This window comes from Bradyrhizobium sp. USDA 3397 (genome assembly GCF_054060965.1).
In genome coordinates, this window is sequence record NZ_JBSSDS010000001.1 from 5,760,713 (window position 1) to 5,784,684 (window position 23,972).

The window sequence follows — 23,972 nt, forward strand, 5'->3', positions numbered from 1 at the left end:
CTCACTCCACCCCGATCGTCGTCAAGTCCTGGAACCAGTGCTGCGCCTGCACGAACTGCTTGATCTTCGGTGACAGCGCGTGCGGGTTGGTGTCGTGGACGACCCACACCAGCGTGGCATCGTCCACGATCAGCGCATGCGCCTGCGCCAGCAATTGATCCTGCTTGGTGCTCTCGAAAGTCTGCTTGGCCTCGTCGATCAGCGCGTCGACCTTCGGGTTCTTGTAGCCGCCCCAATTGACGCCTACCGGCGCGATCTGGCCGGAATGGAAGAAGCGGACGATGGCGTAAAGCGGATCCGAGGTGACATAGGCGATGTTGTTGGAGGTGATGCCGGCGTTCATCTCGTCGGCGGCGCCCTTGCGCCAATGCGTATAGAGCGTCTCCAGCTCGACCACCTTGAAGTCGATCTCGATGCCGATCTCCTTGAAGCTTTGCTGCAGGAATTCGTTCATCGGCAGCGACAGCATCTGGCCGGTGCCGCCTTGCGCGATGATGAAGGTGGTCTTCAGCGGCTTTGCTTTGGAATAGCCCGCTTCCTCCACCAGCTTCTTGGCGGCGGCGAGATCATATTTCAGCTCGAAGCTGGGCTTGCCGAACCACGGGCTCGACGGGTCGACCTGGCCCTTGGCGGGCTTGGCGAGGCCGTTCATCAGTCCGACGACTTCGTCGCGGTTGATCGCAAGGTTCAGCGCCTTGCGCAGGCGGATGTCGGTCCAGGGCGAGCCCGGCAGCACGCTGAGGTGATAATTCCACACATGCGGCGTGACGTTGTCGACCAGCTTCATTCCGGCCGCCTTCAACTGCGGCACGGCATCCGGCGCGGGTGTCTCGATCAGGTCGACCTGGCCGGCGAGCAGCGCATTGGTGCGCGTCAGCGCTTCCGGCATCGGTACCAGCACAATCTTGTCGGCCTTGGGAATGCGCTTCTTGTTCCAGTAGTCCGGATTTTTGCTGAGCTCGGCGAGCTCGCGCGGCACCAGCTTCGTCAGCTTGAACGGGCCGGTTCCGGAGGGCTGGCTGGCGAACTTGTCCCAATCCTTGCCGAGTTTTTCGTATTGCGCCGGGCTCGAGACCAGGAACCACAGCATCTGGTAGGGGAAGAAGGAATCGACCGTCTTGGTGGTGATCTCCACGGTGGAGTCGTCGATCTTGGCGTAGCTGGCGACGGAGGGGAGGCGGGTCTTCACCTGCGCGCTCTGCCGCTTGTCGAATTGCGGCGCCTTGTCGTTGAGCACCTTGTCGAGATTCCAGATCACCGCATCGGCGTTGAAATCGCTGCCGTCGTGAAACTTCACGCCCTTGCGCAAGCTGAAGCGCCACTTCGTCTTTTCGGCATCGTCCACCTTCCATTCGGTGGCAAGGCCCGGCACCAGCTTGCCGGGGCGGTCGGCGACGTCCATCTCCCAGGCCACCAGGGGATCGTAGATCGTGTAGGCCGTGAACTGATAGGCGCCGGCGCCGCGATCAGGCTGGCCGGTGGTGAGCGGAATATCCGCCATCGAGATGCCGTAGCGCACAACACTCTCCGCGCGCGCCGAGATTGCGGAGGACGCCAGCGCAAGCACGGCGAGACAGGTCGATAAGCGAATACGCATGGTCCAAGCTCCCAGGGATTTCGGAGCCGAACTTGCAATCTTGATGCCAGAATAGGCAGCCCGCCTGGTTGCCTCCTGGCGATCCACAAGGACTTGTCGCCGCAGGCAAGATTTGCAGAAAAAGTTTCTCCTTGGCATAGCCATTGCATACCATTGCATCAAAATTAATCATCCAAAGCCGGAGAAGGACGAGGCGATGCTTACTAAGAAGAAGACACGTGCGGCACTGATCGCGGTGCTCGCTCTGACGACAGCCGCCGCATGGCCGCGTGTGGCGAGCGCGCAGACCGTGCTGCGCATCGGCATGACCGCTGCCGATATTCCGCGCACGCTCGGCCAGCCCGATCAGGGTTTTGAAGGAAATCGCTTCACCGGCCTCACCATGTACGACGCGCTGACCGGCTGGGACCTGTCCTCCGCCGAGAAGGCGAGCGTGGTGATCCCCGGTCTTGCCACCGAGTGGAAGGTCGACGATGCCGACAAGACCAAATGGGTCTTCAAGCTGCGCCCCGGCGTCACCTTCCACGACGGCTCGCCGTTCAACGCGGACGCCGTGGTGTGGAACGTCGAGAAGGTGCTGAAGCAGGATGCGCCGCAATTCGACGCCAGCCAGGTCGGCGTCACGGCCTCGCGCATGCCGACGCTGGCCTCGGCGAAGAAGATCGACGACATGACCGTCGAGCTCACCACCAAGGAGCCCGACAGCTTCCTGCCGATCAACCTCACCAATCTGTTCATGGCGAGCCCGGCGAAGTGGCAGTCCTTCTACGACAAGACCGAGGGCGCCGACGCCAAGGCGAAGTCGCAGGCCGCCTGGACTGCGTTTGCCAAGGACGCCTCGGGTAGCGGTCCCTGGAAAATGGCGAGCTTCACGCCGCGCGAGCGGCTCGAGCTGGTCAAGAACGCGAACTACTGGAACAAGGATCGTGTGCCCAAGGTCGACAAGATGGTGCTGCTGCCGATGCCGGAAGCCAACGCGCGCACCGCGGCGCTGCTCTCCGGCCAGGTCGATTGGGTCGAGGCGCCGGCACCGGACGCGATCCCCGAATTGAAGCAGCGCGGCTTCAAGCTCTACTCCAACGAGCAGCCGCACGTCTGGCCATGGCAGTTCTCGCGCGTCGAGGGCTCGCCCTGGAACGACATCCGGGTGCGCAAGGCCGCGAACCTCTGCGTCGACCGCGAAGGCCTCAGGGACGGTCTGCTCGCCGGCCTGATGGTGCCGGCGACCGGCACCTTCGAGCCCGGCCATCCCTGGCGCGGCAATCCCACCTTCCAGATCAAGTACGACAAGGCGGCTGCGCAAAAGCTGATGCAGGAGGCCGGCTACGGTCCCAACAAGAAGCTGACCGTGAAGACGCAGACGTCGGCGTCCGGCTCGGGCCAGATGCAGCCCTTGCCGATGAACGAGTATCTGCAGCAGGCGCTGGCCGAATGCTATTTCGACGTCCAGCTCGACGTCATCGAATGGAATACGCTGTTCACCAACTGGCGCCGCGGCGCCAAGGATCCCAGCGCCAACGGCTCGCACGCGACCAACGTCACCTACGCGGCGATGGACCCGTTCTTCGCGCTGGTGCGCTTCCTGCAGTCGGGCATGGCGCCGCCGGTCTCGAACAATTGGGGCTTCATCAACAACCCCAAGTTCGACGAGCTGGTGAAGAAGGCGCGCCAGACCTTCGATCCCGCCGCGCGCGACGCCGCGCTCGCCGAGCTGCACGCAGCCTCCGTCGACGACGCCGCTTTCCTTTACGTCGCCCACGACGTCGGCCCGCGCGCCATGAGCCCGAAGGTGACAGGCGTCGTGCAACCGAAGAGCTGGTTCATCGACTTCTCGCCGGTGTCGATCAAGCAGTGAGGTGAGTACGCTCTATCGACGCGTCATGCCCGGGCTTGACCCGGGCATCCACGTGTCTCCTCCAGCTCCGTCATTGCGGGATCGTCCGAAGGACCAGACCTCAGGTGTGCAATTGCGCACCGGGGAATCTCGAGATTCCGGGTTCGATGCTTCGCATCGTCCCGGATGACGAACCAAGAAAACGTGGATGGCCGGGACAAGCCCGGCCATGACGACCACTACGCACTAACTTGAGTAATCCAACGTGCTCGCCTATACCGCCAGACGCATTGTCTACGTCGTCCCGATCGTCATCAGCGTCGCGCTGGTGTGCTTCCTGCTCGTGCACATCACGCCGGGCGATCCGCTGGTCGCCGTGCTGCCGGCCGACGCGTCGCAGGAGCTCGCCGCGCAGCTGCGCGCCGCCTACGGCTTCGACCGGCCGCTGCCGGTGCAGTTCGGCCTGTGGCTGTTGCGTGCCCTTCACGGCGATCTCGGCAATTCCATCGCGACGGGGCGTCCGGTGCTCGCCGAGGTCATGCGCGCGGTCGGCAACACCGTCACGCTCGCAATTGCCGCCGCCATCATCGGCTTCACCATGGGCGTCTTGCTCGGCCTGATCGCCGGCTATTTTCGCGAGACCTGGATCGACAAGGTCGCGACCTCCTTTGCCATCGCCGGGGTCTCGGTGCCGCATTACTGGCTCGGCATGCTGCTCGTCATCATCTTCTCGGTCCAGCTGAACTGGCTGCCCGCGGTCGGCGCCGGCCCCAGCGGCTCCAACTCCTGGGCCTGGGATTGGGCGCATCTCAAATATCTCGTGCTGCCGGCGATCACGACGTCGGTGATCCCGATGGGCATCGTCACCCGCACGGTCCGCGCGCTCACTGGCGACATTCTCTCGCAGGACTTCGTCGAGGCTTTGCGTGCAAAGGGCCTGCGCGAAACCGGCGTGTTCCGCCACGTCATCAAGAATGCCGCGCCCACCGCGCTCGCGGTGATGGGGCTTCAGCTCGGCTACATGCTCGGCGGCTCGATCCTGATCGAGACGGTGTTCTCCTGGCCGGGTTCGGGCTTCCTGCTCAACTCGGCGATCTTCCAGCGCGACCTGCCGCTGCTGCAGGGCACGATCCTGATCCTGGCGCTGTTCTTCGTCTTCCTCAATCTCCTGGTCGACATCGCCCAAGCCGCGATCGACCCGCGCATCAAGCGGGGCTAGCGGGATGCATTTGAGCCGAGCTATAGCCGCGAAGCCGGTGCGCTCCCTCCCCCGCGAGCGGGGGAGGGTTGGGGAGAGGGTGTCTCCGCTCGCGAGAACCCCCAAGAGGCGAAAGCCCTCACCCGTCGCTTCGCGACGACCTCTCCCGCAAGCGGGAGAGGTTAACCGACCAAGCGGTTCGCACCGACCACACCGATACGCAACGGGAGCCAGCCGATGAGCGAGCTTCCGCTGTCCGCCACCGCCGACGCCGCGCTGCAGGCGGCGCCTGCCACCAAGGCGCGCGGCTATTGGGCGACCGTCGGCCGCCGCATCATGCGCGACAAGGTCAGCATGGCCTGCGCGCTGGTGTTGCTGCTGATCTTCCTCTCCGCGATCCTCGCGCCGTGGCTCGGTCTCGAAGACCCCTACAAGGGTTCGATGATCCGCCGGCTCCGCCACATCGGCACCACAGGCTATCCGCTCGGCACCGACGAGCTCGGCCGCGACATGCTGGCGCGGCTGATCTATGGCGGGCGCCTGTCGCTGGTCATCGGCATCCTGCCCGTGATCCTGGCCTTCTGCATCGGCACCTCGCTCGGCATCATTGCCGGCTATGTCGGCGGCAAGCTCAACACCGCCATCATGCGCACGGTGGACGTGTTCTACGCCTTCCCGTCGGTGCTGCTGGCGATCGCGATCTCTGGCGCGCTCGGCGCCGGCATCCTCAACTCCATCGTGGCGCTGACCATCGTGTTCGTGCCGCAGATCACCCGCGTCGCCGAGAGCGTCACCACCGGCGTGCGCAACATGGACTTCGTCGAGGCCGCCCGTGCCTCCGGCGCGGGCGCCTTCACCATCATGCGCGTCCACATCCTCGGCAACGTGCTCGGCGCGATCTTCGTCTATGCCACCAGCCTGATCTCGGTCTCGATGATCCTGGCGGCCGGTCTGTCCTTCCTCGGCCTCGGCACCAAGCCGCCGGAGCCGGAATGGGGCCTGATGCTGAACACGCTGCGCACCGCGATCTACGTCAATCCCTGGGTCGCAGCCTTGCCGGGCGCAATGATCTTCGCAGTCTCGATCTGCTTCAATCTCCTTTCGGACGGCCTGCGCAGCGCCATGGACATCAGGAATTAGCCATGAGCGAGATCAACGCATCTGTCGCCATGCTGGAGCCGGTCGAGGACCGCGGCGGGCTCGCGCAGCCGCTGCTTCAGGTCAACGGCCTGACCAAGCATTTTCCGGTGCGCGGCGGCCTGTTCGCCGCCAAGCGCACGGTGCGTGCCGTCGACAATGTCTCCTTCTCCGTCGCCAAGGGCGAGACGGTCGGCATCGTCGGCGAGTCCGGCTGCGGCAAGTCCACGACCGCGCGGCTCCTGATGCACCTGATGCCGCGCGATGACGGCGACATTATCTATGACGGCATGACCGTCGGTCAGTCGCTGAGCTTGCGCGAGCTGCGCCGCGGCATGCAGATGGTGTTCCAGGATTCCTACGCTTCGCTCAATCCGCGCCTGACGATCGAGGAGTCGATCGCCTTCGGTCCCAAGGTCCACGGCATGGCCGATGGCTCGGCGCGCAATCTGGCGCGCGAGCTGCTCGGCAAGGTCGGCCTGCGCCCGGAAAACTTCGCCAACCGCTATCCGCACGAGATCTCCGGCGGCCAGCGCCAGCGCGTCAACATCGCCCGCGCGCTGGCGCTGTCGCCGCGGCTGGTGATCCTGGACGAGGCCGTCTCGGCGCTCGACAAATCCGTCGAGGCGCAGGTGCTCAATCTGCTCGCCGATCTCAAGCGCGAATTCGGCCTCACCTATCTCTTCATCAGCCACGACCTCAACGTGGTGCGCTACATCTCGGACCGCGTGCTGGTGATGTATCTCGGCGAGGTCGTCGAGCTCGGCCCGGTCGACCAGGTCTGGGACAGCCCGGCCCATCCCTACACCCGCGCGCTGCTCGCGGCGATGCCGTCTTCCGATCCCGACAGGCGCACCGAGACGCCCCCGATCACGGGCGATCCGCCCAATCCGATCGATCCGCCCCCCGGCTGCCGTTTCCACACCCGTTGCCCGTTTGCGGAGCCGCTCTGCGCAAATGCGACACCAAAGCTCACCGCGCTGGATAATATGGGTCACGAGGCCGCGTGCTACATGGCCATACCGGGCTCAGGCCATAGCCGCGCCCCCAGGGGAGATATCGCATGACGAGACCGACACCGAAAGAGATCAAGCCGATCGCGCATATCGCCGGCGTGCCCGTGGACGACGAGATCGCGATCCGCATCTCCAATGCCATCGGGCCCGCCTTCGAAGGCTTCACCGCGATCGCCGGCACGCTGCCGTTCGATCTGGAGCCCGCAACTTACGTGCTCGCGCAGACGCAGAAGGTGTCGAAATGAGCCGTGAGCCCGCTCTGATGACGCTCACCGAGGTCGCGCGCGCGATCGCGATGAAGCAGGTGTCCTCGCACGAGGCGACGCGTGCGCTGCTGCAGCGCATCGCGCAGTGGCAGCCGCATCTCAACGCCTTCATGTCGATCGAGGCCGAGGCTGCATTGAAAGCGGCGGATGCTGCCGATGCCGAGCTCGCCAAGGGCAATGTCCGCGGTCCCCTGCATGGCGTGCCGCTTGCGCACAAGGACATGTACTACGATGCCGGCCACGTCTCGACCTGCGGCTCGCTGATCCGCCGCGACTTCGTGCCGAACGTCACGTCCACCGCCTTGCAGCGGCTCAAGGACGCCGGCCAGGTCCGGCTCGGCACGCTGCATCTCGCCGAGTTCGCCTATGGCCCGACCGGGCACAACGCCCATTACGGTCCGGTGCGCAATCCCTGGAACGTCGCCCATATCACCGGCGGCTCCTCATCCGGCTCCGGCTCGGCGGTGGCCGCGCGCCTGACCTATGCGGCGCTCGGCTCGGACACCGGCGGCTCAATCCGCATGCCCGCGCATTTCTGTGGCGTCACGGGGCTCAAGACCACGGTGGGCCGCGTCAGCCGCGCCGGCGCAATGCCGCTGTCGCAATCGCTCGACACCGTCGGCCCGCTGGCCCGCACTGCCGAGGATTGCGCGCTGTTGCTGGCGCTGATGGCCGGGCCTGATCCCGCCGATTCGACCTGCAGCCACGAGCCGCTCTCGGACTACGTCGCGGCCACCAAGAGCTCGCTCAAAGGTCTCAAGATCGGCGTGCCCGCCTCGTTCTACGTCGACGATCTCGACAGCGAGGTTGCGCGCGTGCTCGACGAGACCATCGCGGTGCTCAAGCGCGAGGGCGCCGACATCGTCCCCGTCGAGCTGCCCGACCAGCGGCAATTGTCCTCGGCCAGCCAGCTCGTGCTCGCCGCGGAAGCTGCCGCCTTCCACAAGCGCTGGATGATCGAACGTCCGCAGGACTATGGCCCGCAGGTCTTGATGCGGCTTCAGAACGGCCTCGCCGTTCCCGCCATCACTTACCTCGAGGCGATGCGTTGGCGCGGGCCGGCGCTCGCGGCCCACAATGCCGCGACGGCAGGCGTCGATGCGGTGATCGCGCCGGCGTCCCCAGTGCCGGCGCCGACGATCGAGGAGAGCGACGTTGGCGGCGGCCCGAACGCGCCGGCGCTGTTGCAGCGGCTGACGCTGTTCACCCGCCCGGTGAATTTCCTGGGCTTGCCGTCACTGACCATTCCGTCGGGCTTCACCACGACCGGCCTGCCGGTCGGCATGCAGCTGATCGGCCGCTCCTTCGACGAAGCCACCCTGCTGACCATCGGCGCCGCGTTCCAGCGCGTCACCGATTATCACGATCGATTGCCGAAACTGCCGTCATGACAAAACTCGTCGAGATCTCAGGCCTCAACATCCGCTTCACCGGCGAGCGCACGGTCTATGCCGTGAACGATCTCAGCCTCTCGCTCGGCAACAGTGAGGTGCTGGGCCTGCTCGGCGAATCCGGCTCCGGCAAGAGCGTGACCTTGCGTGCGCTGATGCGGCTGTTGCCGAGGAAGCGCACGCAGATCTCGGGCACGGTCAATGTGTTGGGTCGTGACGTGCTCGCCATGAACGACGAGCAGCTATCGTCCTTTCGCGGCCAGACCGTCTCGATGATCTTCCAGGAGCCTGCGCTCGCGCTCGATCCGGTCTACACGATCGGCGCGCAGATCGCCGAAAGCGTCGTGCGCCACGAAGGCAAGAGTTTTGCGGAAGGGCGCGCGCGGGCGCTGGAAATGCTCGAGGTGGTGCGCATTCCTTCCGCCAAGCGCCGGCTGGATGCCTATCCGCACGAAATGTCCGGCGGCATGCGCCAGCGCGCCATGATTGCGCTGGCGCTGGCCTGTCGTCCCAAGATTCTGCTCGCGGACGAGCCGACCACCGCACTCGATGCCACCGTGCAGATCCAAATCCTGCTGCTGCTGCGCGAACTCCAGCGCGAGTTCGGCATGTCCGTCATCTTCGTCACCCACGACATCGGCGTTGCGATCGAGATCTGCGACCGCGTCGCAGTGATGTATGCCGGCCAGATCGTGGAGCAGGGCACCTTGCGCGACATCGTCCGCTCGCCGGTGCATCCCTATGCCAAGGGCCTGCTCGCCTCCACCATCCACGGCGCCAGGCGCGGACAGCGGCTGGAGACCATCCCCGGCACGCCGCCGTCGCTGGCCGAGAAGCCGCACAATTGCTCCTTTGCTCCCCGCTGCAAGCTCGCCGAGCCGCGCTGCCTGGAGCAATTGCCTGCCAATGTCGAGGTCGGGTCGGGCCGGGCGGCGAGGTGCGTGCTGGCGGAGCCGGTCACCGCAGTATCATAGTTCGGATGAATGAGCCGGGCTGAGCGAGCCTCCAGCATTCACACCCCGTTCATTCCGGTTCCCGTTCCATGGCTCCGTTCACGGAGAGGAACCTCACGGATGTACATTTCCAACGAAGGCCTGCTCGTTATCCTGTTCGTCGGTCTCGTCGCCGGTTGGCTCGCCGGCAAGATCGTGCGGGGCGCCGGGTTCGGCCTTATCGGCGACATCGTGATCGGCATCTGCGGTGCGCTGGTGGCAAGCCTGCTGTTTCCAAAGCTCGGCATTCGCCTGGGCACCGGCTTGATCTCCCAGATCGTCTATTCTGCCATCGGCGCGGTCATCCTGCTGCTGGTGGTCCGTCTGGTGCGCGGCGGGGGCCGGCTCTAGCCTCTGCATTCGGCTGAGCGGAACTTGAGCCGCGCTTTTCGCGGAAGCGGCTGAAAGCCTGCAAGAAAAAGCCGCAAGCCTGTGGAATTCCGGACTTGCGCGGAAGGCTGTCGGGGGTAAGATGTGGCCCATGAGGCCTCGGATTAAATTCGACCGCGTTGGACGGCCGGAAAACAGATGTTAATCCAAGGCGAGTACTCCTTGAATCGCCTTTGAAATCAGGGCTTTGCCCGTTAGCCGAAAGAGATCAGACTGATGGCAGCCATCCCTGGCGTCCGCCGTTCAGAGCTCGGTGACGCCTTGCGCGCTTGTCGCACGGCCTTCATCGGCGTGGGCCTGATGAGCTGCATGATCAACCTGCTCTATCTGACCGGGTCGATCTTCATGCTGGAGGTCTATGACCGGGTGCTGCCGAGCCGCAGCATCCCGACCCTGGTCGGCCTCATCATCCTCGCCAGCTTCCTCTACATGGCGCAGGGCGTGCTGGACATGATCCGCAACCGCATCTTGGGGCGGATCGGCACCGCGCTCGACGAGGCCCTCAATAAGCGCGTGTTCGACACCATCGTGCGCCTGCCGCTGCTGGTCGGCAGCCGCAACGAGGGCCTGCAGCCGCTGCGCGATCTCGACAATGTCCGTTCCTTCCTCGGCGGCATGGGCCCGAGCGCGTTCTTCGACCTGCCCTGGCTGCCGCTCTATCTCGCCATCTGCTTCGCTTTCCATGTCCTGATCGGCGTCACCGCGCTGGTCGGCGCCATCATCCTGGTCGGGCTGACGCTGGTGACCGAGTTCATGTCGCGCCAGCCGGCGAAGGAGGCGATGGGCCTCGCCGCCCAGCGCAACGATCTCGCCCAGGCCAGCCGCCGCAACGCCGAAGTGATGGTGTCGATGGGGATGGCCGGCCGGATGAACCAGCGCTGGAGCGAGGCCAACGAAAAATACCTCGCCGGCAATCAGCGGGCGAGCGACGTCGCCGGTGGTCTCGGCGCGGTCGCCAAGGTGCTTCGCATGATGCTGCAATCGGCCGTGCTCGCGGTCGGCGCCTATCTCGTCATCCACCAGGAGGCCACCGCCGGCATCATCATCGCCGGCTCGATCCTGTCCGCCCGCGCGCTCGCGCCGGTCGATCTCGCCATCGCGCATTGGAAATCCTTCGTCGCGGCGCGCCAGAGCTGGCAGCGTCTGACGCGCCTGTTGGAGCAGATGCCGGCGCAGGCGATGCCAACCCAGCTGCAGGCGCCGACCAGCCGGCTCTCGGTCGAGGGCGTCGCCATGGTGCCGCCCGGCGATCAGCGTCTCGTGGTGCAGGATGTCACCTTCGCGCTCGCCGCCGGCAACGGCCTCGGCGTGATCGGCCCGAGCGGTTCCGGCAAGTCGTCGCTGATCCGCGCGCTGGTCGGGGTCTGGCAGCCGGTGCGCGGCAAGGTGCGGCTCGACGGCGCGGCGCTCGATCAATGGACGAGCGACGCGCTCGGCCGCCATATCGGCTATCTGCCGCAGGACGTCGAATTGTTCGGCGGCACCATCGCGCAGAACATCAGCCGGTTCGATCCCGAGGCCACCTCCGAGGCGATTATCGCCGCGGCCAAGGAGGCCGGCGTGCACGAGATGATCATCAAGATGCGCGAGGGCTACAACACCCAAGTCGGCGAGCAGGGCGCCGCGCTTTCCGCAGGTCAAGCCCAGCGCGTGGCGCTGGCGCGCGCTCTCTACGGCAACCCCTTCCTGATCGTGCTCGACGAGCCCAATTCCAATCTCGACACCGAAGGCGACGAGGCGCTGACCCGCGCCGTCCGCTCGGCGCGCGAGCGCGGTGCCATCGTCGTCGTGGTGGCGCACCGCCCGATCGGCGTCGAGGCGGTCGACCAGATCCTGGTGCTGCGCGACGGCCGCATGCAGGCCTTTGGGCCGAAGGAGCAGGTGCTCGCCCAGGTGCTGCAGCCGCGCGTGACGCCGCCGGCGCCGATCAAGATCGTCAGCGAAGGCGGAGTGGCCAAACCATGAGCACGAAGCCATGAGCACGATGGCCATCGGCGGCCCCAAGGCGGCCGCGAAGACCGTCCGCGACTCCATCAGGTTCCACCTGATGCTCGGCCTCGCCATCGTGGTGGTCCTGGTCATCGGCCTCGGCGGCTGGGCCTCGACCGTCCTGATCTCGGGCGCGCTGATTGCGCCGGGCCAGATCGTGGTCGAATCCAACGTCAAGAAGGTGCAGCATCCGACCGGCGGCGTGGTCGGCGAGGTGCGCGCCCGCGACGGCGACCTGGTCAAGTCTGGCGACATCGTGGTGCGGCTCGACGACACCGTCACCAAGGCCAATCTTGCCATCGTCACCAAGAATCTCGATGCGGCGCAGGTGCGTGCGGCGCGATTGCAGGCCGAGCAGCGCGGCCTCGACCGAATCGAGTACCCGCAAAGCCTCATCGAGCGGGCGGGCGATCCCGACGTCAAGGCGCTGCTCGCGGCTGAAACCAAGCTGTTCGAGGTCCGCGTCAACGGCCGCACCGGGCAGAAGGCGCAGCTGCGCGAGCGCATCACGCAGCTCAACGAGGAGATCGCCGGTCTCAGCGCCCAGGAAAAGGCCAAGGACCAGGAGATCGCGCTGGTGCTGAACGAGCTTACCGGCGTGCGCGAGCTCTACGACAAGCGTCTGGTGCAGATCTCGCGCCTGACCCAGCTCGAGCGCGACTCGGCCCGCCTCAATGGCGAGCGCGCGCAGTACATCGCCGCGCGCGCCCAGGCCAAGGGCAAGATCACCGAGACCGAGCTCCAGATCATCCAGATCGACAAGGACGTGGTCAGCGAGGTCTCCAAGGACCTGCGCGAGACCAACGACAAGATCGGCGAGCTGATCGAGCGCAAGGTCGCGGCCGAAGACCAGCTCCGCCGCGTCGACATCCGCGCGCCGCAGGACGGCATGGTGCTGCAATCGAGCGTGCACACGATCGGCGGCGTCGTCACCGCCGGCGACACCTTGATGCTGATCGTGCCGCAGGCCGACGATCTCCAGGTCGAGGCCAAGGTCAATCCGGTCGACATCGACAAGCTCCAGATCGGCCAGAAGACGCTGCTGCGCCTTTCCGCGTTCAACCAGCGCACCACGCCCGAGCTCAACGGCGTCGTCAGCCGCGTCTCGCCCGACGTCACCACCGACCAGCGCACCGGCCAGAGCCATTACACCATCCGCGTCTCGATGCCGCCGGAAGAAATCGCCCGGCTCGGCGACGTCAAGATGATCCCCGGCATGCCCGTGGAAGCCTTCGTCCAGACCGGCGACCGCACCATGTTGTCCTATCTGATGAAGCCGTTTCACGACCAGCTGATGCGCGCGTTCCGCGAGAAGTGACGCGCGACATCGCGTCATCTTCACCCGTCATTGCGAGCGTAGCGAGGCAATCCAGTCTCGTAGGGTGGGCAAAGGCGCAAAGCGCCGTGCCCACGATCTTTCACACGATGAGCATATTGGTGGGCACGCTTTCGCTTTGCCCACCCTACAACACCGCCTTCTTTGCTATAGTTCGACTCAGGCCCAATCATCCGGCGGTCGAACCATGCAATCCCCACCCTCCATCGCCACCCAATCCTTCTCCGACGCGTCCCTCGCCGTTGCCCGCCTCGAGGAGATCTACGAGCGCAACACGAAATTCCTGCGCGACCGGTTCGAAGCCTATGTCGGCGGCGAGGCGATCACGACGCGGGTTCGCGCCTACTATCCCTTCGTCCGTCTCACCACCGCGACGCATGCGCGGCTGGATTCGCGTCTTGCTTACGGCTTCGTGGCCGGACCCGGCGTGCATGAAACCAGCGTGACGCGGCCGGATCTGTTCCGCAGCTATCTCACCGAGCAGATCGGCCTCTTGATCCAGAACCACGGTGTGCCCGTCGAGATCGGCGAGTCCGCCGAGCCGATCCCGATCCACTTCGCCTATCGGCGCGACATCAATATCGAAGCCGCCATCACCACCAGCGAGAACTCGTCCGTCACACGCTCGCTGCGCGATGCGTTCGACGTGCCCGTTCTCGCGACGATGGACGATTCGATCGCCGACGGCACCTTCGAGCTCCAGCCCGGCGCGCCCGAGCCGCTGTCCCTGTTCCGCGCCGCCCGCGTCGATTACTCGCTGCGCCGGCTCTATCACTACACCGGCACCGATCCCGAATATTTCCAGAACTTCGTCATCTTCACCAACTACCAGTTCTATGTCGACGCCTTTGCGCAAGCGTGCCAGCAGCGGCTGCAGTCCGGCGAGGCCGGACTCGAGGCTTTCGTCGCGCCCGGCAACGTGATCACGAACAGCGGCGGCGCGATCAGCGGCACTGCGCCGGCTCGTGCACCGCAGATGCCGGCCTTCCACCTGGTCGCACCTGGCTATCGCGGCATCACGTTGATCAACATCGGCACCGGCCCGTCCAATGCGCGCAATGTCACCGACCACGTCGCGGTGCTGCGGCCGCATGCCTGGCTGATGCTCGGCCATTGCGCGGGCCTGCGCAACACGCAGCGGCTCGGCGATTACGTGCTGGCGCACGGCTATGTGCGCGAGGATCACGTGCTCGACCGCGAGCTGCCGCTGTGGGTGCCGATCCCGGCTCTGGCCGAGATGCAGGTCGCGCTCGAGGAGGCGGTCGAGGACGTCACCGGGCTCGAAGGCTTCGAGCTCAAGCGCCTGATGCGCACCGGCACGGTCGCGAGCGTCGACAACCGCAATTGGGAAATTTCCGGGCCCGAGGTGATCCGCCGGCTGTCGCAATCGCGCGCGGTGGCGCTCGACATGGAATCGGCCGCGATCGCCGCCAACGGCTACCGCTTCCGCGTTCCCTACGGCACGCTGCTGTGCGTCTCCGACAAGCCGCTGCATGGCGAGATCAAGCTGGCCGGCATGGCCAGCGAATTCTACCGCCGTCGCGTCGGCCAGCATCTCGAGATCGGCCTGAAGGCGCTGGAGCGGCTCAAGCAGCAGGAATCGGAACGGCTGCATTCGCGCAAGCTCCGCAGCTTTGCCGAAGTGGCGTTCCAGTAGGGCCGAGGCCGCACTTTGCTGCTGACAAGCGCAGCGATTTTCAGCATTGTCCGGCGCGGGGCTCGACCGGGACGACTTGATGCCACTCATGCGCCACAAGATCATTGGCCATGATCTGGAACGGCTGGCCTTTCGCTTCACCATGCTGAACGATGGCGAGGTCGTGCAGTGCCAGATCAGCGACGCCGCGATGGACGAGCTCGCGGGCATGCAGGGCACCGAAAGCAGCGCACGACAGGCGCAATTCCTGTCGTTGCGTGAGACCATCGAGCGGATCGCGTCCGATCTCTACGACGAGGCACCGCGATTCCCGGGCTATGTGGTGCGGATTTTCATGCGGCATTTGGAAAGGTAGCTGTCTCGCCACACTCCGTCGTCATCGCCCGGCTTGACCGGGCGATCCAGTACTCCGAGACGGCAGTGATAGAACCGAGAAGACGCGGCGTACTGGATGCCCCGGTCAAGCCGGGGCATGACAGCGATTATGTGGCGAGCTTGTCCGCTCGCTCACATCGCACAGCCGCATCACCCCTCAAGCTTCCTCAACATCAGCTTCAGCGCCGTCGCCGTGAATACCTGCATGTTGCCGAACCGGTCGTTGCTTCCTGTCTCCAGCGTCATCACCTCTGGCGCGGGCCCTGCAACCGCCATGCAGCTATGGCCCGCCGAATCGCCGTAGCGGTTGCCGGCGGGGCCGGCGGCGCCGGTCTCGGACAGGCCCCAATCGCTGTCGAAGCGCGTTCGCATCTGCTCGGCCAGCAATTGCGCGTAGGGCTCCGACGAGGACCGAAAGCCCCTCATTCCTTCGTCCGAAATATCCATGAGCACGCGCCTGGCATCGCGCGTATAGACCACCGCGCCGCCGAGGAAATAGGCGGATGCGCCGGGCACCGCGAGCAGGCTGGCCGCGATCAAGCCGCCGGCGGAGGATTCGGCAACCGCAATGGTCTGTTTGCGCGCGATCAGTTTGGCGGCGACCTGTTCCGCAATGCCGACGAGCTCTTTCATGTCGTAACCCCTCATTCCTTCGCAACCGAGCTCAGCCTTCCTAGCATATGACAGGACGCTTGGCCGAGTTGCGGGCGGCGGGCAGGCCTGCTTGAATGGCGGGGATAAGAAGAGACATGCGAGGAAACGTGAGAAGGGAGACGTAATGGCATCCCTGATCGCCGGCGGCATCGACTGCGACGTGCATCCGGCCGTGCCGCATCTGACCAGCCTGCTGCCGTACCTGAACGATTATTGGCGCGATCAGGTCACGACGCGCGGCATGGTCGACCTTGTCTCGCAATCCTATCCGCAGAACTCGCCGATCACCGCGCGGCCGGACTGGCGCCCCGAGACCGGCAAGCCCGGCGAGAGTCTGGAGGCCATGCAGCGTCACGTGCTCGATCCCTTCCAGCTCAAGCATGCGATCTGCAATCCGCTCTACGGCGTTCAGATGGTGTTTTCGGAAGACATGCAGGCGGCCTTCTGCCGCGCGCTGAATGATTGGCTGGCGAAGGAGTGGCTCGATCGCGACGCGCGGCTCCGCGGCTCGATCGTGATCCCCACGCAAAGCGTCGAGAAAGCGGTTGCCGAGATCGAGCGCTGTGCACCGGACGAGCGCTTCGTGCAGGTGCTGATGCTGGTGATGGGCGATACGCCGCTCGGCAAGCGCGCGCTGTGGCCGATCTACGAGGCCGCGGAACGTCTGGAACTCCCGGTCGGCATCCACGCCGGTTCCGCCTATCACAATCCGCCGACCGCCGTGGGCTGGGGGTCCTATCACATCGAGGATTATGTCGGGCAGGCCCAGGCGTTCCAAACCCAGCTCACCAGCCTGATCGTCGAGGGCGTGTTCGCCAAATATCCGCGGCTGAAAATGGTGATGCTGGAGTCCGGCGTGTCCTGGATCGCGCCCTATCTGTGGCGTCTGCACAAGTTCTGGCGCGGGGTGCGGATGGAGACGCCGTGGGTCGATCGCGCGCCGCTGGAGATTGTGCGCAGCAACATCCGCTTCTCGTTACAGCCATTTGATGCCCCGCCGGAACCCGAGACATTAATTCGCCTGTTTGATCATATGCAGTCGGACGAATTGGTCCTATTCTCCACGGACTATCCGCACTGGCAGTTCGACGGCCAGGACGCGCTGCCCGAAGGTCTGTCCCCCGATCTCGTGCGCAAGATCATGATCGACAATCCGCATGCAACCTATCCCCGCCTGACATGAGCCCGCTGCCAAAGGAGGCAAGGCGATGAATATCCAGTTCCGCGAGAACCAAGAAGCCGCTTCCCCACTGACCGTCAAGACCGCAATCGCGGACTGCGACATCCATCCGGCACGAACGACCCCCACCGAGCTCTATCCCTACCTCGCCAAACGCTGGCAGCATCATCTCGAAATTTACGGCGTCCATGCCTATCAGGGCATGCTGGAAGGCCCGCCCTATCCAAAGGCCCAGCCCAACGCCTCGCGCCGCGATGCCTATCCGCCGGAAGGCGGCCCGCAGGGCTCTTCACTCGCCTTCATGCAGAAGCAATTGCTCGATCCCAACAACGTGCAGCTGGGCGTGCTCAACCCGCTCAACACCGGGCAGGGCATCCGCAATCACGAGCTCTCAGCCGCGCTGTGCTCGGCCATCAACGATTGGCAGATCGACAAATGGACCAGCAAAGATAAGCGGTTGAAGGCCTCGATCGTGGTCGGCAATGAGGACGGGCTATCGGCCGCCGCCGAGATTCGCGAGCGCGCCGGCGACAAGAATTTCGTGCAGGTGCTGCTGCTCAGCCGCAATGTCGAGCCGCTCGGCCAGCGTCGCTATTGGCCGATCTACCAGGCCGCAGAAGAAGCGGGGCTCCCGGTCGGCGTCCACGCCTTCGGCTTCGGCGGCAATCCGATCACGCCGTCGGGCTGGCCATCCTATTACATCGAGGAGATGGTCGGGCATTCGCAGTGCCAGCAATCGGCGCTTGCAAGTCTGGTTTTGGAGGGCGTGTTCGAGCGCTTCCCGAAATTGAAGATGGTGATGATCGAGGCCGGCTTCGGCTGGGCGCCGTCACTGGCGTGGCGGCTGGACAAGGCCTGGCAGCGGCTCAGGAGCGAGGTGCCGCATGTAAAACGGCCGCCGTCGGAATATATCCGCGAGCAGGTGTGGTGGACGACGCAGCCGATGGAAGATCCTGAAAGGCGCGAGGATCTGTTCGACGTCATCAAATGGATCGGCTGGGATCGTCTCTTGTTCGCCACCGATTATCCGCATTGGGACTATGACGAGCCGTCGCGCGTGCTGCCAGCGGGAGTCAGCGAGGCCAACCGCGAGGCGTTCTATCTCGGCAATGCGAAGAAGCTGTACGGAATCAATTGATGGCGCGGCACGTCATTGCGCCAGTGGATGAACTCCCGCCCGGCACGCGAAAATTCCTGGAGATCGACGGGCGGCCGATCGCAGTCTTCAACATCAAAGGCGAATATTTCGGCCTGATGAACCGCTGCCCGCATCAGGGCGCTGCGCTGTGCGAGGGGCCGTTGATCGGTCTCGCCCAGTCGCGCAATCCCGGCGAGATCGAATACACCAAGCTGGGTGAGATCATCCGCTGCCCCTGGCACGGCTGGGAGTTCGACATCCGCACCGGCCAATCCTATTGCGACCCCCGCCGTTTCCGCGTGAAGGCCTATCCCGCCCATGTCGAGCCGGGCGCGAGCGTGGTGAAGGGGCCCTATGTCGCGGAGACCATCCCGGTGAAAGTCGAGAGCGACTACGTGGTGGTCGAAATCTAAGCCGCACCGGCGGTGCGCTCCCTCGCCCCGTTCTTACAGGGAGAGGGTTGGGGTGAGGGGCCTCTCTCAACACGAGCGGTCGTCGAGATACCTGTACCCCCTCACCCGAATTCGATCTGCGATCGAATTCGACCTCTCCCCGCAAGCGGGGAGAGATGAAGAGAGTGCGCGTCCCGAAATGACACCGTCTAGCGCCCCGCCACCGGCTCCGGCACCGCATCATAGGCCGGCACTGTGCCGCCGCCGCGATACACCGTCGAGGCCGCGATGATGCCGAGCAGGGCGGCGAACATTAGCCAGAAGCCAGGCGCGGCCTTGTCGCCGGTGCGCTCGATCAGCCAGGTCGAGGCGAACGGCGTGAAGGTGCCGAACAGGGCGGCGGCGAGCGCGAAGGCGAGCGAGAAGCAGGTGGTGCGCACGTGCGCCGGCACGATCTCGACGAGTGCGCCGAGCATGGTGCCGCTGTAGACGCCGAAATAGAACGAGAACATCATCTCGACCGCGAGCAACTTGCCGAACGTCGGCGCGGCCACCAGCCAGTGCAGCGCCGGATAGGCGGTGACGAGAGAGAGGCCGGCGATGGCGAGCAGCACCGGCTTGCGGCCGATGCGATCGGACAGCGCGCCGCCGACCGGATTCCAGATGAAGTTGCTCACTGCGACGAGCAATGTCACGAGCAACGCGTCCTGCGTCGACAGCTTCAGCACAGTCTTGCCAAAGGTGGGCGTGTAGACGGTGACGAAATAGAACGTCGTCGTGGTCAGGATCGCGATCATCATGCCGAGCACGACGATGCGCCAGTTGGTGAGTGCGGAGGCGAACACCTCGCGCGTCGTCGGATGCTTTCTCATGGCAAGGAAGGCCGGCGTCTCCTCCAGCGTCCGCCGCAGGATGAAGATCAGCGGAATGATCAGGCAGCCCACGAAGAAGGGAATGCGCCAGCCCCAGGCGGCCACCAAGTCGGCCGGCATCACCTCCGAGAGGATGAAGCCGAGGATCGAGGCCACGAAGATCGCGACCTGCTGGCTCGCCGATTGGAACGAGGTGTAGAAGCCGCGATTGCCGGGCGTTGCGATTTCCGCGAGATATACCGAAACGCCGCCGAGCTCGACGCCCGCCGAGAAGCCCTGCAGCAGCCGGCCGATCAGCACGATGATTGGCGCGGCGATGCCGGTGGTCGCGTAGCTCGGGCAGAACGCGATGACGACGGTGCCGAAGGCCATGATGCCGAGCGTGACGATCAGGCCCTGGCGGCGGCCGATGCGGTCGATATAGGCGCCGAGCACGATCGCGCCGACGGGACGCATGAGAGCGCCGAGCCAGAATACGCCGAACGTGTTGAGTAGCGAGGCCGTCTCGTTGGTGGAGGGGAAGAACGCCTTGCCGATCGCGGCGGCATAGAAGCCGAACAGGAAGAAGTCGAACTGCTCGAGGAAATTGCCCGAGGTCGCGCGCAGGATGGCGCCGATGCGCGATTTGATCGCGGGTGGATTGGTCGATGCGGCTGATCCAGCCATGGCGTTCTCCCCTTGGAAAGGCGTGGCCGGCCGAGAATCGTTCTTTCGGCAAGGCGACAGATTGATGCTGCGACAATCTGCCATACCCCTTCCCGCGCGGGGCGAGGCGAGTCAACCGATTTCGCCGGGGAAGCTGATGAATTTTCAGGCTTTATTTTGCGCTGCAGCGATCATCCAGTCGCGAAAAGCGACCAACTTTGGCGCCTCGCGACGGCCCTCGGGCGAGACCAGGTAAAAGCCGGCGTCCGCCGGCAGCGCGATCTTGAACGGCACGACGAGCCGACCTTTGGCGATGTCGTCCTGCACGTAGGAGGTCCGTCCCATCGCGACGCCGATGCCGTCGATCGCCGCCTGGATGGTCATGAAGATCATGTCGAAGGTGATGCCGGGGTGTCTTGCGATATCGGCCGGCAGGCCCGCCGCGGTCAGCCACAGCCGCCAGTCGTCGCTATTGGTGCTCGACGTGTGCAGCAGCGGATGGTTGCGCAGATCCTCGGGGCGGCGCAGCGGCTTGTCGCCGCGCAGTAGCGACGGGCTGCACACCGGAAACAGCTCGTCCGCCATCAGCCAGTCGGCGCGCAGGCCCGGCCATTGGCCGCGGCCATAGCGGATCGCGGCATCGACATTGTCGCGTTGGAAATCGACGAGGCTGGTCGAGGTGGTGATGCGCACATCGATGCCGGGGTGCTGCTCCTGGAAATCGGTCAGCCGCGGCAGCAGCCATTTGGCGGCGAGTGAGGCCAGCGTCGACACCGTCAGCACCTTGTCGTCCTCCTTACGCAGCAGGCGGTCAGTGGCCAGGCGCAAGTCGTTGAAGGCGGCGCGGACGCCCGGCAGGTAATCGCGCGCCTCCGGCGTCAGCGCCAGCGCGCGGTTCTGCCGGATGAACAGGCGGATACCGAGCTCCTCCTCCAGCCTGCGGATCTGATGGCTGATCGCGGTCTGGGTCACGTTCAGCTCGCTGGCTGCCAGCGTGAAGCTGAGATGGCGCGCGGCGGCCTCGAACGCCCGCAATCCGTTCAGGGAGGGCAATCTGGCAGTCATTTGGCAGCAGGATGCATGACGTTATTTCATGCGAAAAGGTACAAATTGTCGTTTGTCGCGGCGCAGCAGAAGGCAGATATTAGCCGTCAACTTAGCTCCAGGAGCTGAAAATGTCTACATTGACCGACAATTCGATGACAAATCATCATGCGCACGGCCTCCTCTACCAGATCGGTGAAATCCTCCACGTCTGGCACGAGCGCTACCGGACCCGGCGCGAGCTGACCAACTGGACCGCCCGCGACCTCCACGACGTCGGGCTGTCCTGGTCCGACATTGCCTACGAGGCCGACAAGCCTTTCTGGCGGGCCTGATAGGCCGCCAGGCCGGCGCCGCCTGAGCACAGGGGCGCCGGCGGTCCCTTTTCCGCAGGGCATGTGACATGAGCAGCCTCCGCCTCGAAGACCTCAAGCAATATTCGGACGTGCTGCGCACCCGGCACGGTGAGCGGCTCAATGTCCGCTTCGTCGAGCCGCGCGACACCGATGAACTGCAGCACTATTTCCGCTCGCTCTCGACCCGCTCCCGCTACAACCGCTTCTTCGGCGCGATCAGCGAATTGCCCAAGGGCCTGCTGCACGATTTCCTCGAGGTCGGCGAGCGCGATCGCTTCACCATCGTGGCGACCATGATGGTCGACGGCTTCGAAACCATCGTGGCCGAAGCGCGCTATGCCTTCCATGCCGAGACCGCGACCCTCGAGTTCGGCCTCTCGGTCGATGACCGCTGGCAGGGCCACGGCATCGCCACCGCGCTGATGAAGAATCTCGAATGCCGCGCGGCCGCGCTCGGCGCCGAGCACATCTACGGCGACACGCTGCGCTCGAACGAGACCATGGTCTCGCTCGCGCGCAAATCCGGCTTCACCTTCGTCAACCACCCTGATGACTGGAAGCTGGTGCGCTTCGACAAGGAGATCAGGGTCGAACCGAAAGACATTCCCTGTGCGAGCTGGCGCCTCGCCGCCCTTTCCCGTCAGGCCGACAGCCCCTCAGCCTCGGCCTGACATGACTGCAGCCCGGCCTGGCCAAGCCAGCGCCGGGCTTTTTTTCCACTGCGGTCTCTCACTCCATCGTCATTCCGGGGCGCGCGTAGCGCGAACCCGGAATCCATTACACCGCGCGTTTCGCGGCCCGATGGATTCCGGGTTCGATGCTGCGCATCGCCCCGGAATGACGCCTCGTTTCGGAACTACTTCCCCGTGAACACCGCCTTGCGCTTCTCGATGAAGGCCTGCACGGCCTCCTTGTGGTCGGCGGTCGTGGTGAGGCGGACCAGCCGCTCGGCTTCGTGGTCGCGCGCGGTTTCGAAGTCGAACAGCAGGGCCTCGTCGAGATTGTCCTTCATGTAGCGCAGCGCGAGGCGCGGGCCTTCGGCGAGCGATTTGGCCAGTGCGAACGCCTCGGTCTGCAATTTGTCGTCGGGCACGACGCGGTTGACGAGGCCGATCGCTTCGGCGCGCGCGGCATCGACGCGGTCGCCGGTGAACATCAATTCGCGCGCCCGCGCGGTGCCGACCAGCCGAGTGAGCAGCCAGGCGATGCCATAATCGCCGCTGAGCGCGATGCGGGCATAGCCGGTGGCGACGAAGGCAGATTGCGCGGCGATGCGGATGTCGCAGGCCATGGCGATGGCGAGCCCGGCGCCGACCGCGGGGCCGGGAAGCGCAGCGATCGTCGGCTTGCGCACAGACACCAGCGCGCCGGTGAGCAGCCGCTGCCGCTCCTGCAGGTCGGCGACCTTGTCGTCAAAGGACATGTCGAGCTTGGCCTTGTCGCGATGCGCACCCATGCCCTTGACGTTGCCGCCGGCGCAGAAGGCTTCGCCCGCGCCGGTCAGCAGCAGCGCGCCGACATCGGGATTCTCGCCGCAGCTCCTGATCATCGTGCGCAGCGCCGGCGTCAGCGCGTCCGACAGCGAGTTGCGCGCCTCCGGCCGGTTCAGCGTGATCACAGCGACGCGGTCACGGACCGTGCAGAGGAGTTCATTGGTGCCGGTGTCAATGGTGGTTTCGGTGGTCATGTCGCCTCCCTCGTTCGTCATTGCGAGCGAAGCGAAGCAATCCAGAATCTTTCCGTAGAGCCAGTCTGGATTGCTTCGTCGCTTCGCTCCTCGCAATGACGGGTGTTGTTGTCAGCTCGCCCTCAAAACCTCTCCACCCAGGGCCGCAGCTCCAGCTCCCAGCTCCAGGCGCTGCGCGGCTGCTGCAGCACGTTCCAATAGCTCAGCGCGATCGCGTCGGGATCGAGCATCGAGTCCGACTTGTCCGCCGGATCCGTCCGCGCGGCGCTCCTGATGCCGCCGTCGATGACGAAATGCGCGACATGGATGCCCTGCGGCGAGAGTTCGCGCGCCATGCTCTGCGCAAGTCCGCGCAGCGCGAACTTGCCCATCGCGAAGGGAGCGGACTGCGCATAGCCCTTGACGCTGGCGGAGGCGCCGGTGAACAGGATCGCGCCGTGCTGGTTCGGCAGCATGCGCTTGGCCGCCTGCTGCGCCACCAGGAAACCGCCATAGGCGCTGACCGCAATCGCCTGCGCGACGTCGGCGGGCACGAGGTCGACGAACGGCCCGCGCGTGCGGCCGGAGGCGTTGTAGACGACGAGGTCGGGCATGCCGATCTCGCGCTCGACCAGGCCGAACAGCCGCTCCACCTCGTCGGGCTCGGTGGCGTTGCAGGCATAGGCCTTGGCCCCGGTCTCCGTGCAGAGCGCGCCAAGCTTCTCGATCTTGCGTGCGGCGAGCGCGACGCGGATGCCCTGCGCCGCCAGCAGGCGCGCCAGCGATGCGCTGAGGCCTTCGCCGGCACCGACGATGAGGGCGATCCTGTAGTTCGGGTGTTCCATGG

Annotated in this window: 23 protein-coding genes; 17 read left to right on the plus strand and 6 right to left on the minus strand. The window is 65.2% G+C overall.

Going from position 1 to position 23,972, the window contains the following annotated elements; translation table 11 throughout:
• Position 1: 1 nt before the first annotated feature.
• A complete protein-coding gene (locus ACVWYQ_RS26615; RefSeq protein ID WP_456726548.1) occupies positions 2–1,597 on the minus strand; it encodes an ABC transporter substrate-binding protein in 1,596 nt (531 codons plus the stop codon).
• Between the two features lie 196 nt (positions 1,598–1,793).
• On the opposite strand from ACVWYQ_RS26615, the gene ACVWYQ_RS26620 reads away from it, so the two are divergent.
• From ACVWYQ_RS26620 to ACVWYQ_RS26675, 12 genes are all read left to right on the plus strand, one after another.
• Entirely contained in the window at positions 1,794–3,452 is a 1,659-nt protein-coding gene (locus ACVWYQ_RS26620; RefSeq protein WP_404545583.1) for an ABC transporter substrate-binding protein, read from the plus strand.
• Between the two features lie 244 nt (positions 3,453–3,696).
• Positions 3,697–4,650: an ABC transporter permease gene (locus tag ACVWYQ_RS26625; protein WP_057028344.1), complete on the plus strand. Its 954-nt coding sequence runs from the start codon at positions 3,697–3,699 to the stop codon at positions 4,648–4,650.
• Between the two features lie 216 nt (positions 4,651–4,866).
• Positions 4,867–5,769, plus strand: a complete 903-nt coding sequence (locus ACVWYQ_RS26630; RefSeq protein ID WP_057028343.1) for an ABC transporter permease — start codon at positions 4,867–4,869, stop codon at positions 5,767–5,769.
• 2 nt (positions 5,770–5,771) lie between these two features.
• A complete protein-coding gene (locus tag ACVWYQ_RS26635; protein ID WP_271546033.1) occupies positions 5,772–6,833 on the plus strand; it encodes an ABC transporter ATP-binding protein in 1,062 nt (353 codons plus the stop codon).
• Positions 6,830–7,027, plus strand: coding sequence for a hypothetical protein (locus ACVWYQ_RS26640; protein ID WP_404545585.1), 198 nt, complete (start codon positions 6,830–6,832; stop codon positions 7,025–7,027). Before ACVWYQ_RS26635 ends, ACVWYQ_RS26640 begins: the two co-directional genes overlap by 4 nt.
• Entirely contained in the window at positions 7,024–8,439 is a 1,416-nt protein-coding gene (locus tag ACVWYQ_RS26645) for an amidase (protein WP_271546028.1), read from the plus strand. The genes ACVWYQ_RS26640 and ACVWYQ_RS26645 overlap by 4 nt, the downstream gene beginning before the upstream one ends.
• Positions 8,436–9,413: an ABC transporter ATP-binding protein gene (locus tag ACVWYQ_RS26650; protein ID WP_271546026.1), complete on the plus strand. Its 978-nt coding sequence runs from the start codon at positions 8,436–8,438 to the stop codon at positions 9,411–9,413. The genes ACVWYQ_RS26645 and ACVWYQ_RS26650 overlap by 4 nt, the downstream gene beginning before the upstream one ends.
• Before the next feature lie 99 nt (positions 9,414–9,512).
• Positions 9,513–9,782, plus strand: a complete 270-nt coding sequence (locus tag ACVWYQ_RS26655; RefSeq protein WP_035997080.1) for a GlsB/YeaQ/YmgE family stress response membrane protein — start codon at positions 9,513–9,515, stop codon at positions 9,780–9,782.
• 255 nt (positions 9,783–10,037) lie between these two features.
• Positions 10,038–11,786 (plus strand): type I secretion system permease/ATPase, encoded by a 1,749-nt coding sequence (locus ACVWYQ_RS26660; protein WP_057028339.1) that lies wholly within the window; start codon positions 10,038–10,040, stop codon positions 11,784–11,786.
• 10 nt (positions 11,787–11,796) lie between these two features.
• A complete protein-coding gene (locus tag ACVWYQ_RS26665) occupies positions 11,797–13,128 on the plus strand; it encodes an HlyD family type I secretion periplasmic adaptor subunit (RefSeq protein ID WP_271546022.1) in 1,332 nt (443 codons plus the stop codon).
• Between the two features lie 205 nt (positions 13,129–13,333).
• The gene (locus ACVWYQ_RS26670; RefSeq protein WP_271546021.1) at positions 13,334–14,803 is read left to right on the plus strand and encodes an AMP nucleosidase; all 1,470 of its coding nucleotides are present in this window, start codon (positions 13,334–13,336) and stop codon (positions 14,801–14,803) included.
• A 46-nt stretch (positions 14,804–14,849) separates the two neighbouring features.
• On the plus strand, positions 14,850–15,158 hold the full coding sequence (locus tag ACVWYQ_RS26675) for a DUF1488 family protein (RefSeq protein ID WP_271546019.1): 309 nt from the start codon (positions 14,850–14,852) through the stop codon (positions 15,156–15,158).
• Positions 15,159–15,328: 170 nt separating this feature from the next.
• Here the strand turns inward: ACVWYQ_RS26675 and ACVWYQ_RS26680 are convergent, their stop codons facing one another.
• Positions 15,329–15,811: a CinA family protein gene (locus ACVWYQ_RS26680; RefSeq protein ID WP_404545587.1), complete on the minus strand. Its 483-nt coding sequence runs from the start codon at positions 15,809–15,811 to the stop codon at positions 15,329–15,331.
• 145 nt (positions 15,812–15,956) lie between these two features.
• Between ACVWYQ_RS26680 and ACVWYQ_RS26685 the strand changes: the two genes are divergently transcribed.
• The 3 genes from ACVWYQ_RS26685 to ACVWYQ_RS26695 are packed head-to-tail and all read left to right on the plus strand — an operon-like array spanning position 15,957 to position 18,563.
• On the plus strand, positions 15,957–17,015 hold the full coding sequence (locus ACVWYQ_RS26685) for an amidohydrolase family protein (protein WP_271546015.1): 1,059 nt from the start codon (positions 15,957–15,959) through the stop codon (positions 17,013–17,015).
• Between the two features lie 25 nt (positions 17,016–17,040).
• Positions 17,041–18,150: an amidohydrolase family protein gene (locus ACVWYQ_RS26690; protein ID WP_271546013.1), complete on the plus strand. Its 1,110-nt coding sequence runs from the start codon at positions 17,041–17,043 to the stop codon at positions 18,148–18,150.
• A complete protein-coding gene (locus ACVWYQ_RS26695) occupies positions 18,150–18,563 on the plus strand; it encodes a Rieske (2Fe-2S) protein (protein ID WP_157283159.1) in 414 nt (137 codons plus the stop codon). Before ACVWYQ_RS26690 ends, ACVWYQ_RS26695 begins: the two co-directional genes overlap by 1 nt.
• 188 nt (positions 18,564–18,751) lie before the next feature.
• Here the strand turns inward: ACVWYQ_RS26695 and tcuC are convergent, their stop codons facing one another.
• Both tcuC and ACVWYQ_RS26705 read right to left on the minus strand, forming a co-directional pair.
• Positions 18,752–20,080 carry an MFS transporter gene (gene tcuC, locus ACVWYQ_RS26700; protein ID WP_271546011.1) on the minus strand — a complete coding sequence of 443 codons (1,329 nt, stop codon included), beginning with the start codon at positions 20,078–20,080 and terminating at the stop codon, positions 18,752–18,754.
• Between the two features lie 144 nt (positions 20,081–20,224).
• Complete coding sequence (locus tag ACVWYQ_RS26705; RefSeq protein WP_157283157.1) at positions 20,225–21,124, minus strand: transcriptional regulator GcvA; 900 nt, start codon at positions 21,122–21,124, stop codon at positions 20,225–20,227.
• A 110-nt stretch (positions 21,125–21,234) separates the two neighbouring features.
• Between ACVWYQ_RS26705 and ACVWYQ_RS26710 the strand changes: the two genes are divergently transcribed.
• Positions 21,235–21,438, plus strand: a complete 204-nt coding sequence (locus ACVWYQ_RS26710) for a DUF1127 domain-containing protein (protein WP_271546010.1) — start codon at positions 21,235–21,237, stop codon at positions 21,436–21,438.
• A gap of 68 nt (positions 21,439–21,506) precedes the next feature.
• Complete coding sequence (locus tag ACVWYQ_RS26715) at positions 21,507–22,130, plus strand: GNAT family N-acetyltransferase (protein ID WP_271546008.1); 624 nt, start codon at positions 21,507–21,509, stop codon at positions 22,128–22,130.
• Between the two features lie 185 nt (positions 22,131–22,315).
• On the opposite strand, the gene ACVWYQ_RS26720 is transcribed toward ACVWYQ_RS26715, so the two are convergent.
• Both ACVWYQ_RS26720 and ACVWYQ_RS26725 read right to left on the minus strand, forming a co-directional pair.
• Entirely contained in the window at positions 22,316–23,146 is an 831-nt protein-coding gene (locus ACVWYQ_RS26720) for an enoyl-CoA hydratase (RefSeq protein WP_157283155.1), read from the minus strand.
• A 122-nt stretch (positions 23,147–23,268) separates the two neighbouring features.
• Positions 23,269–23,970, minus strand: coding sequence for an SDR family NAD(P)-dependent oxidoreductase (locus tag ACVWYQ_RS26725; RefSeq protein ID WP_404545591.1), 702 nt, complete (start codon positions 23,968–23,970; stop codon positions 23,269–23,271).
• Positions 23,971–23,972 lie beyond the last annotated feature (2 nt).

Coding starts and splice junctions, on each gene's coding strand:
- ACVWYQ_RS26665 (WP_271546022.1), top strand. CDS start 11,797: ATGAGCACGATGGCCATCGGCGGCCCCAAGGCGGCCGCGAAGACCGTC.
- ACVWYQ_RS26655 (WP_035997080.1), top strand. CDS start 9,513: ATGTACATTTCCAACGAAGGCCTGCTCGTTATCCTGTTCGTCGGTCTC.
- ACVWYQ_RS26645 (WP_271546028.1), top strand. CDS start 7,024: ATGAGCCGTGAGCCCGCTCTGATGACGCTCACCGAGGTCGCGCGCGCG.
- ACVWYQ_RS26640 (WP_404545585.1), top strand. CDS start 6,830: ATGACGAGACCGACACCGAAAGAGATCAAGCCGATCGCGCATATCGCC.
- ACVWYQ_RS26630 (WP_057028343.1), top strand. CDS start 4,867: ATGAGCGAGCTTCCGCTGTCCGCCACCGCCGACGCCGCGCTGCAGGCG.
- ACVWYQ_RS26680 (WP_404545587.1), bottom strand. CDS start 15,811: ATGAAAGAGCTCGTCGGCATTGCGGAACAGGTCGCCGCCAAACTGATC.
- ACVWYQ_RS26620 (WP_404545583.1), top strand. CDS start 1,794: ATGCTTACTAAGAAGAAGACACGTGCGGCACTGATCGCGGTGCTCGCT.
- ACVWYQ_RS26690 (WP_271546013.1), top strand. CDS start 17,041: ATGAATATCCAGTTCCGCGAGAACCAAGAAGCCGCTTCCCCACTGACC.
- ACVWYQ_RS26720 (WP_157283155.1), bottom strand. CDS start 23,146: ATGACCACCGAAACCACCATTGACACCGGCACCAATGAACTCCTCTGC.
- ACVWYQ_RS26615 (WP_456726548.1), bottom strand. CDS start 1,597: ATGCGTATTCGCTTATCGACCTGTCTCGCCGTGCTTGCGCTGGCGTCC.
- ACVWYQ_RS26635 (WP_271546033.1), top strand. CDS start 5,772: ATGAGCGAGATCAACGCATCTGTCGCCATGCTGGAGCCGGTCGAGGAC.
- ACVWYQ_RS26670 (WP_271546021.1), top strand. CDS start 13,334: ATGCAATCCCCACCCTCCATCGCCACCCAATCCTTCTCCGACGCGTCC.
- ACVWYQ_RS26715 (WP_271546008.1), top strand. CDS start 21,507: ATGAGCAGCCTCCGCCTCGAAGACCTCAAGCAATATTCGGACGTGCTG.
- tcuC (WP_271546011.1), bottom strand. CDS start 20,080: ATGGCTGGATCAGCCGCATCGACCAATCCACCCGCGATCAAATCGCGC.
- ACVWYQ_RS26660 (WP_057028339.1), top strand. CDS start 10,038: ATGGCAGCCATCCCTGGCGTCCGCCGTTCAGAGCTCGGTGACGCCTTG.
- ACVWYQ_RS26695 (WP_157283159.1), top strand. CDS start 18,150: ATGGCGCGGCACGTCATTGCGCCAGTGGATGAACTCCCGCCCGGCACG.
- ACVWYQ_RS26650 (WP_271546026.1), top strand. CDS start 8,436: ATGACAAAACTCGTCGAGATCTCAGGCCTCAACATCCGCTTCACCGGC.
- ACVWYQ_RS26685 (WP_271546015.1), top strand. CDS start 15,957: ATGGCATCCCTGATCGCCGGCGGCATCGACTGCGACGTGCATCCGGCC.
- ACVWYQ_RS26725 (WP_404545591.1), bottom strand. CDS start 23,970: ATGGAACACCCGAACTACAGGATCGCCCTCATCGTCGGTGCCGGCGAA.
- ACVWYQ_RS26705 (WP_157283157.1), bottom strand. CDS start 21,124: ATGACTGCCAGATTGCCCTCCCTGAACGGATTGCGGGCGTTCGAGGCC.
- ACVWYQ_RS26710 (WP_271546010.1), top strand. CDS start 21,235: ATGTCTACATTGACCGACAATTCGATGACAAATCATCATGCGCACGGC.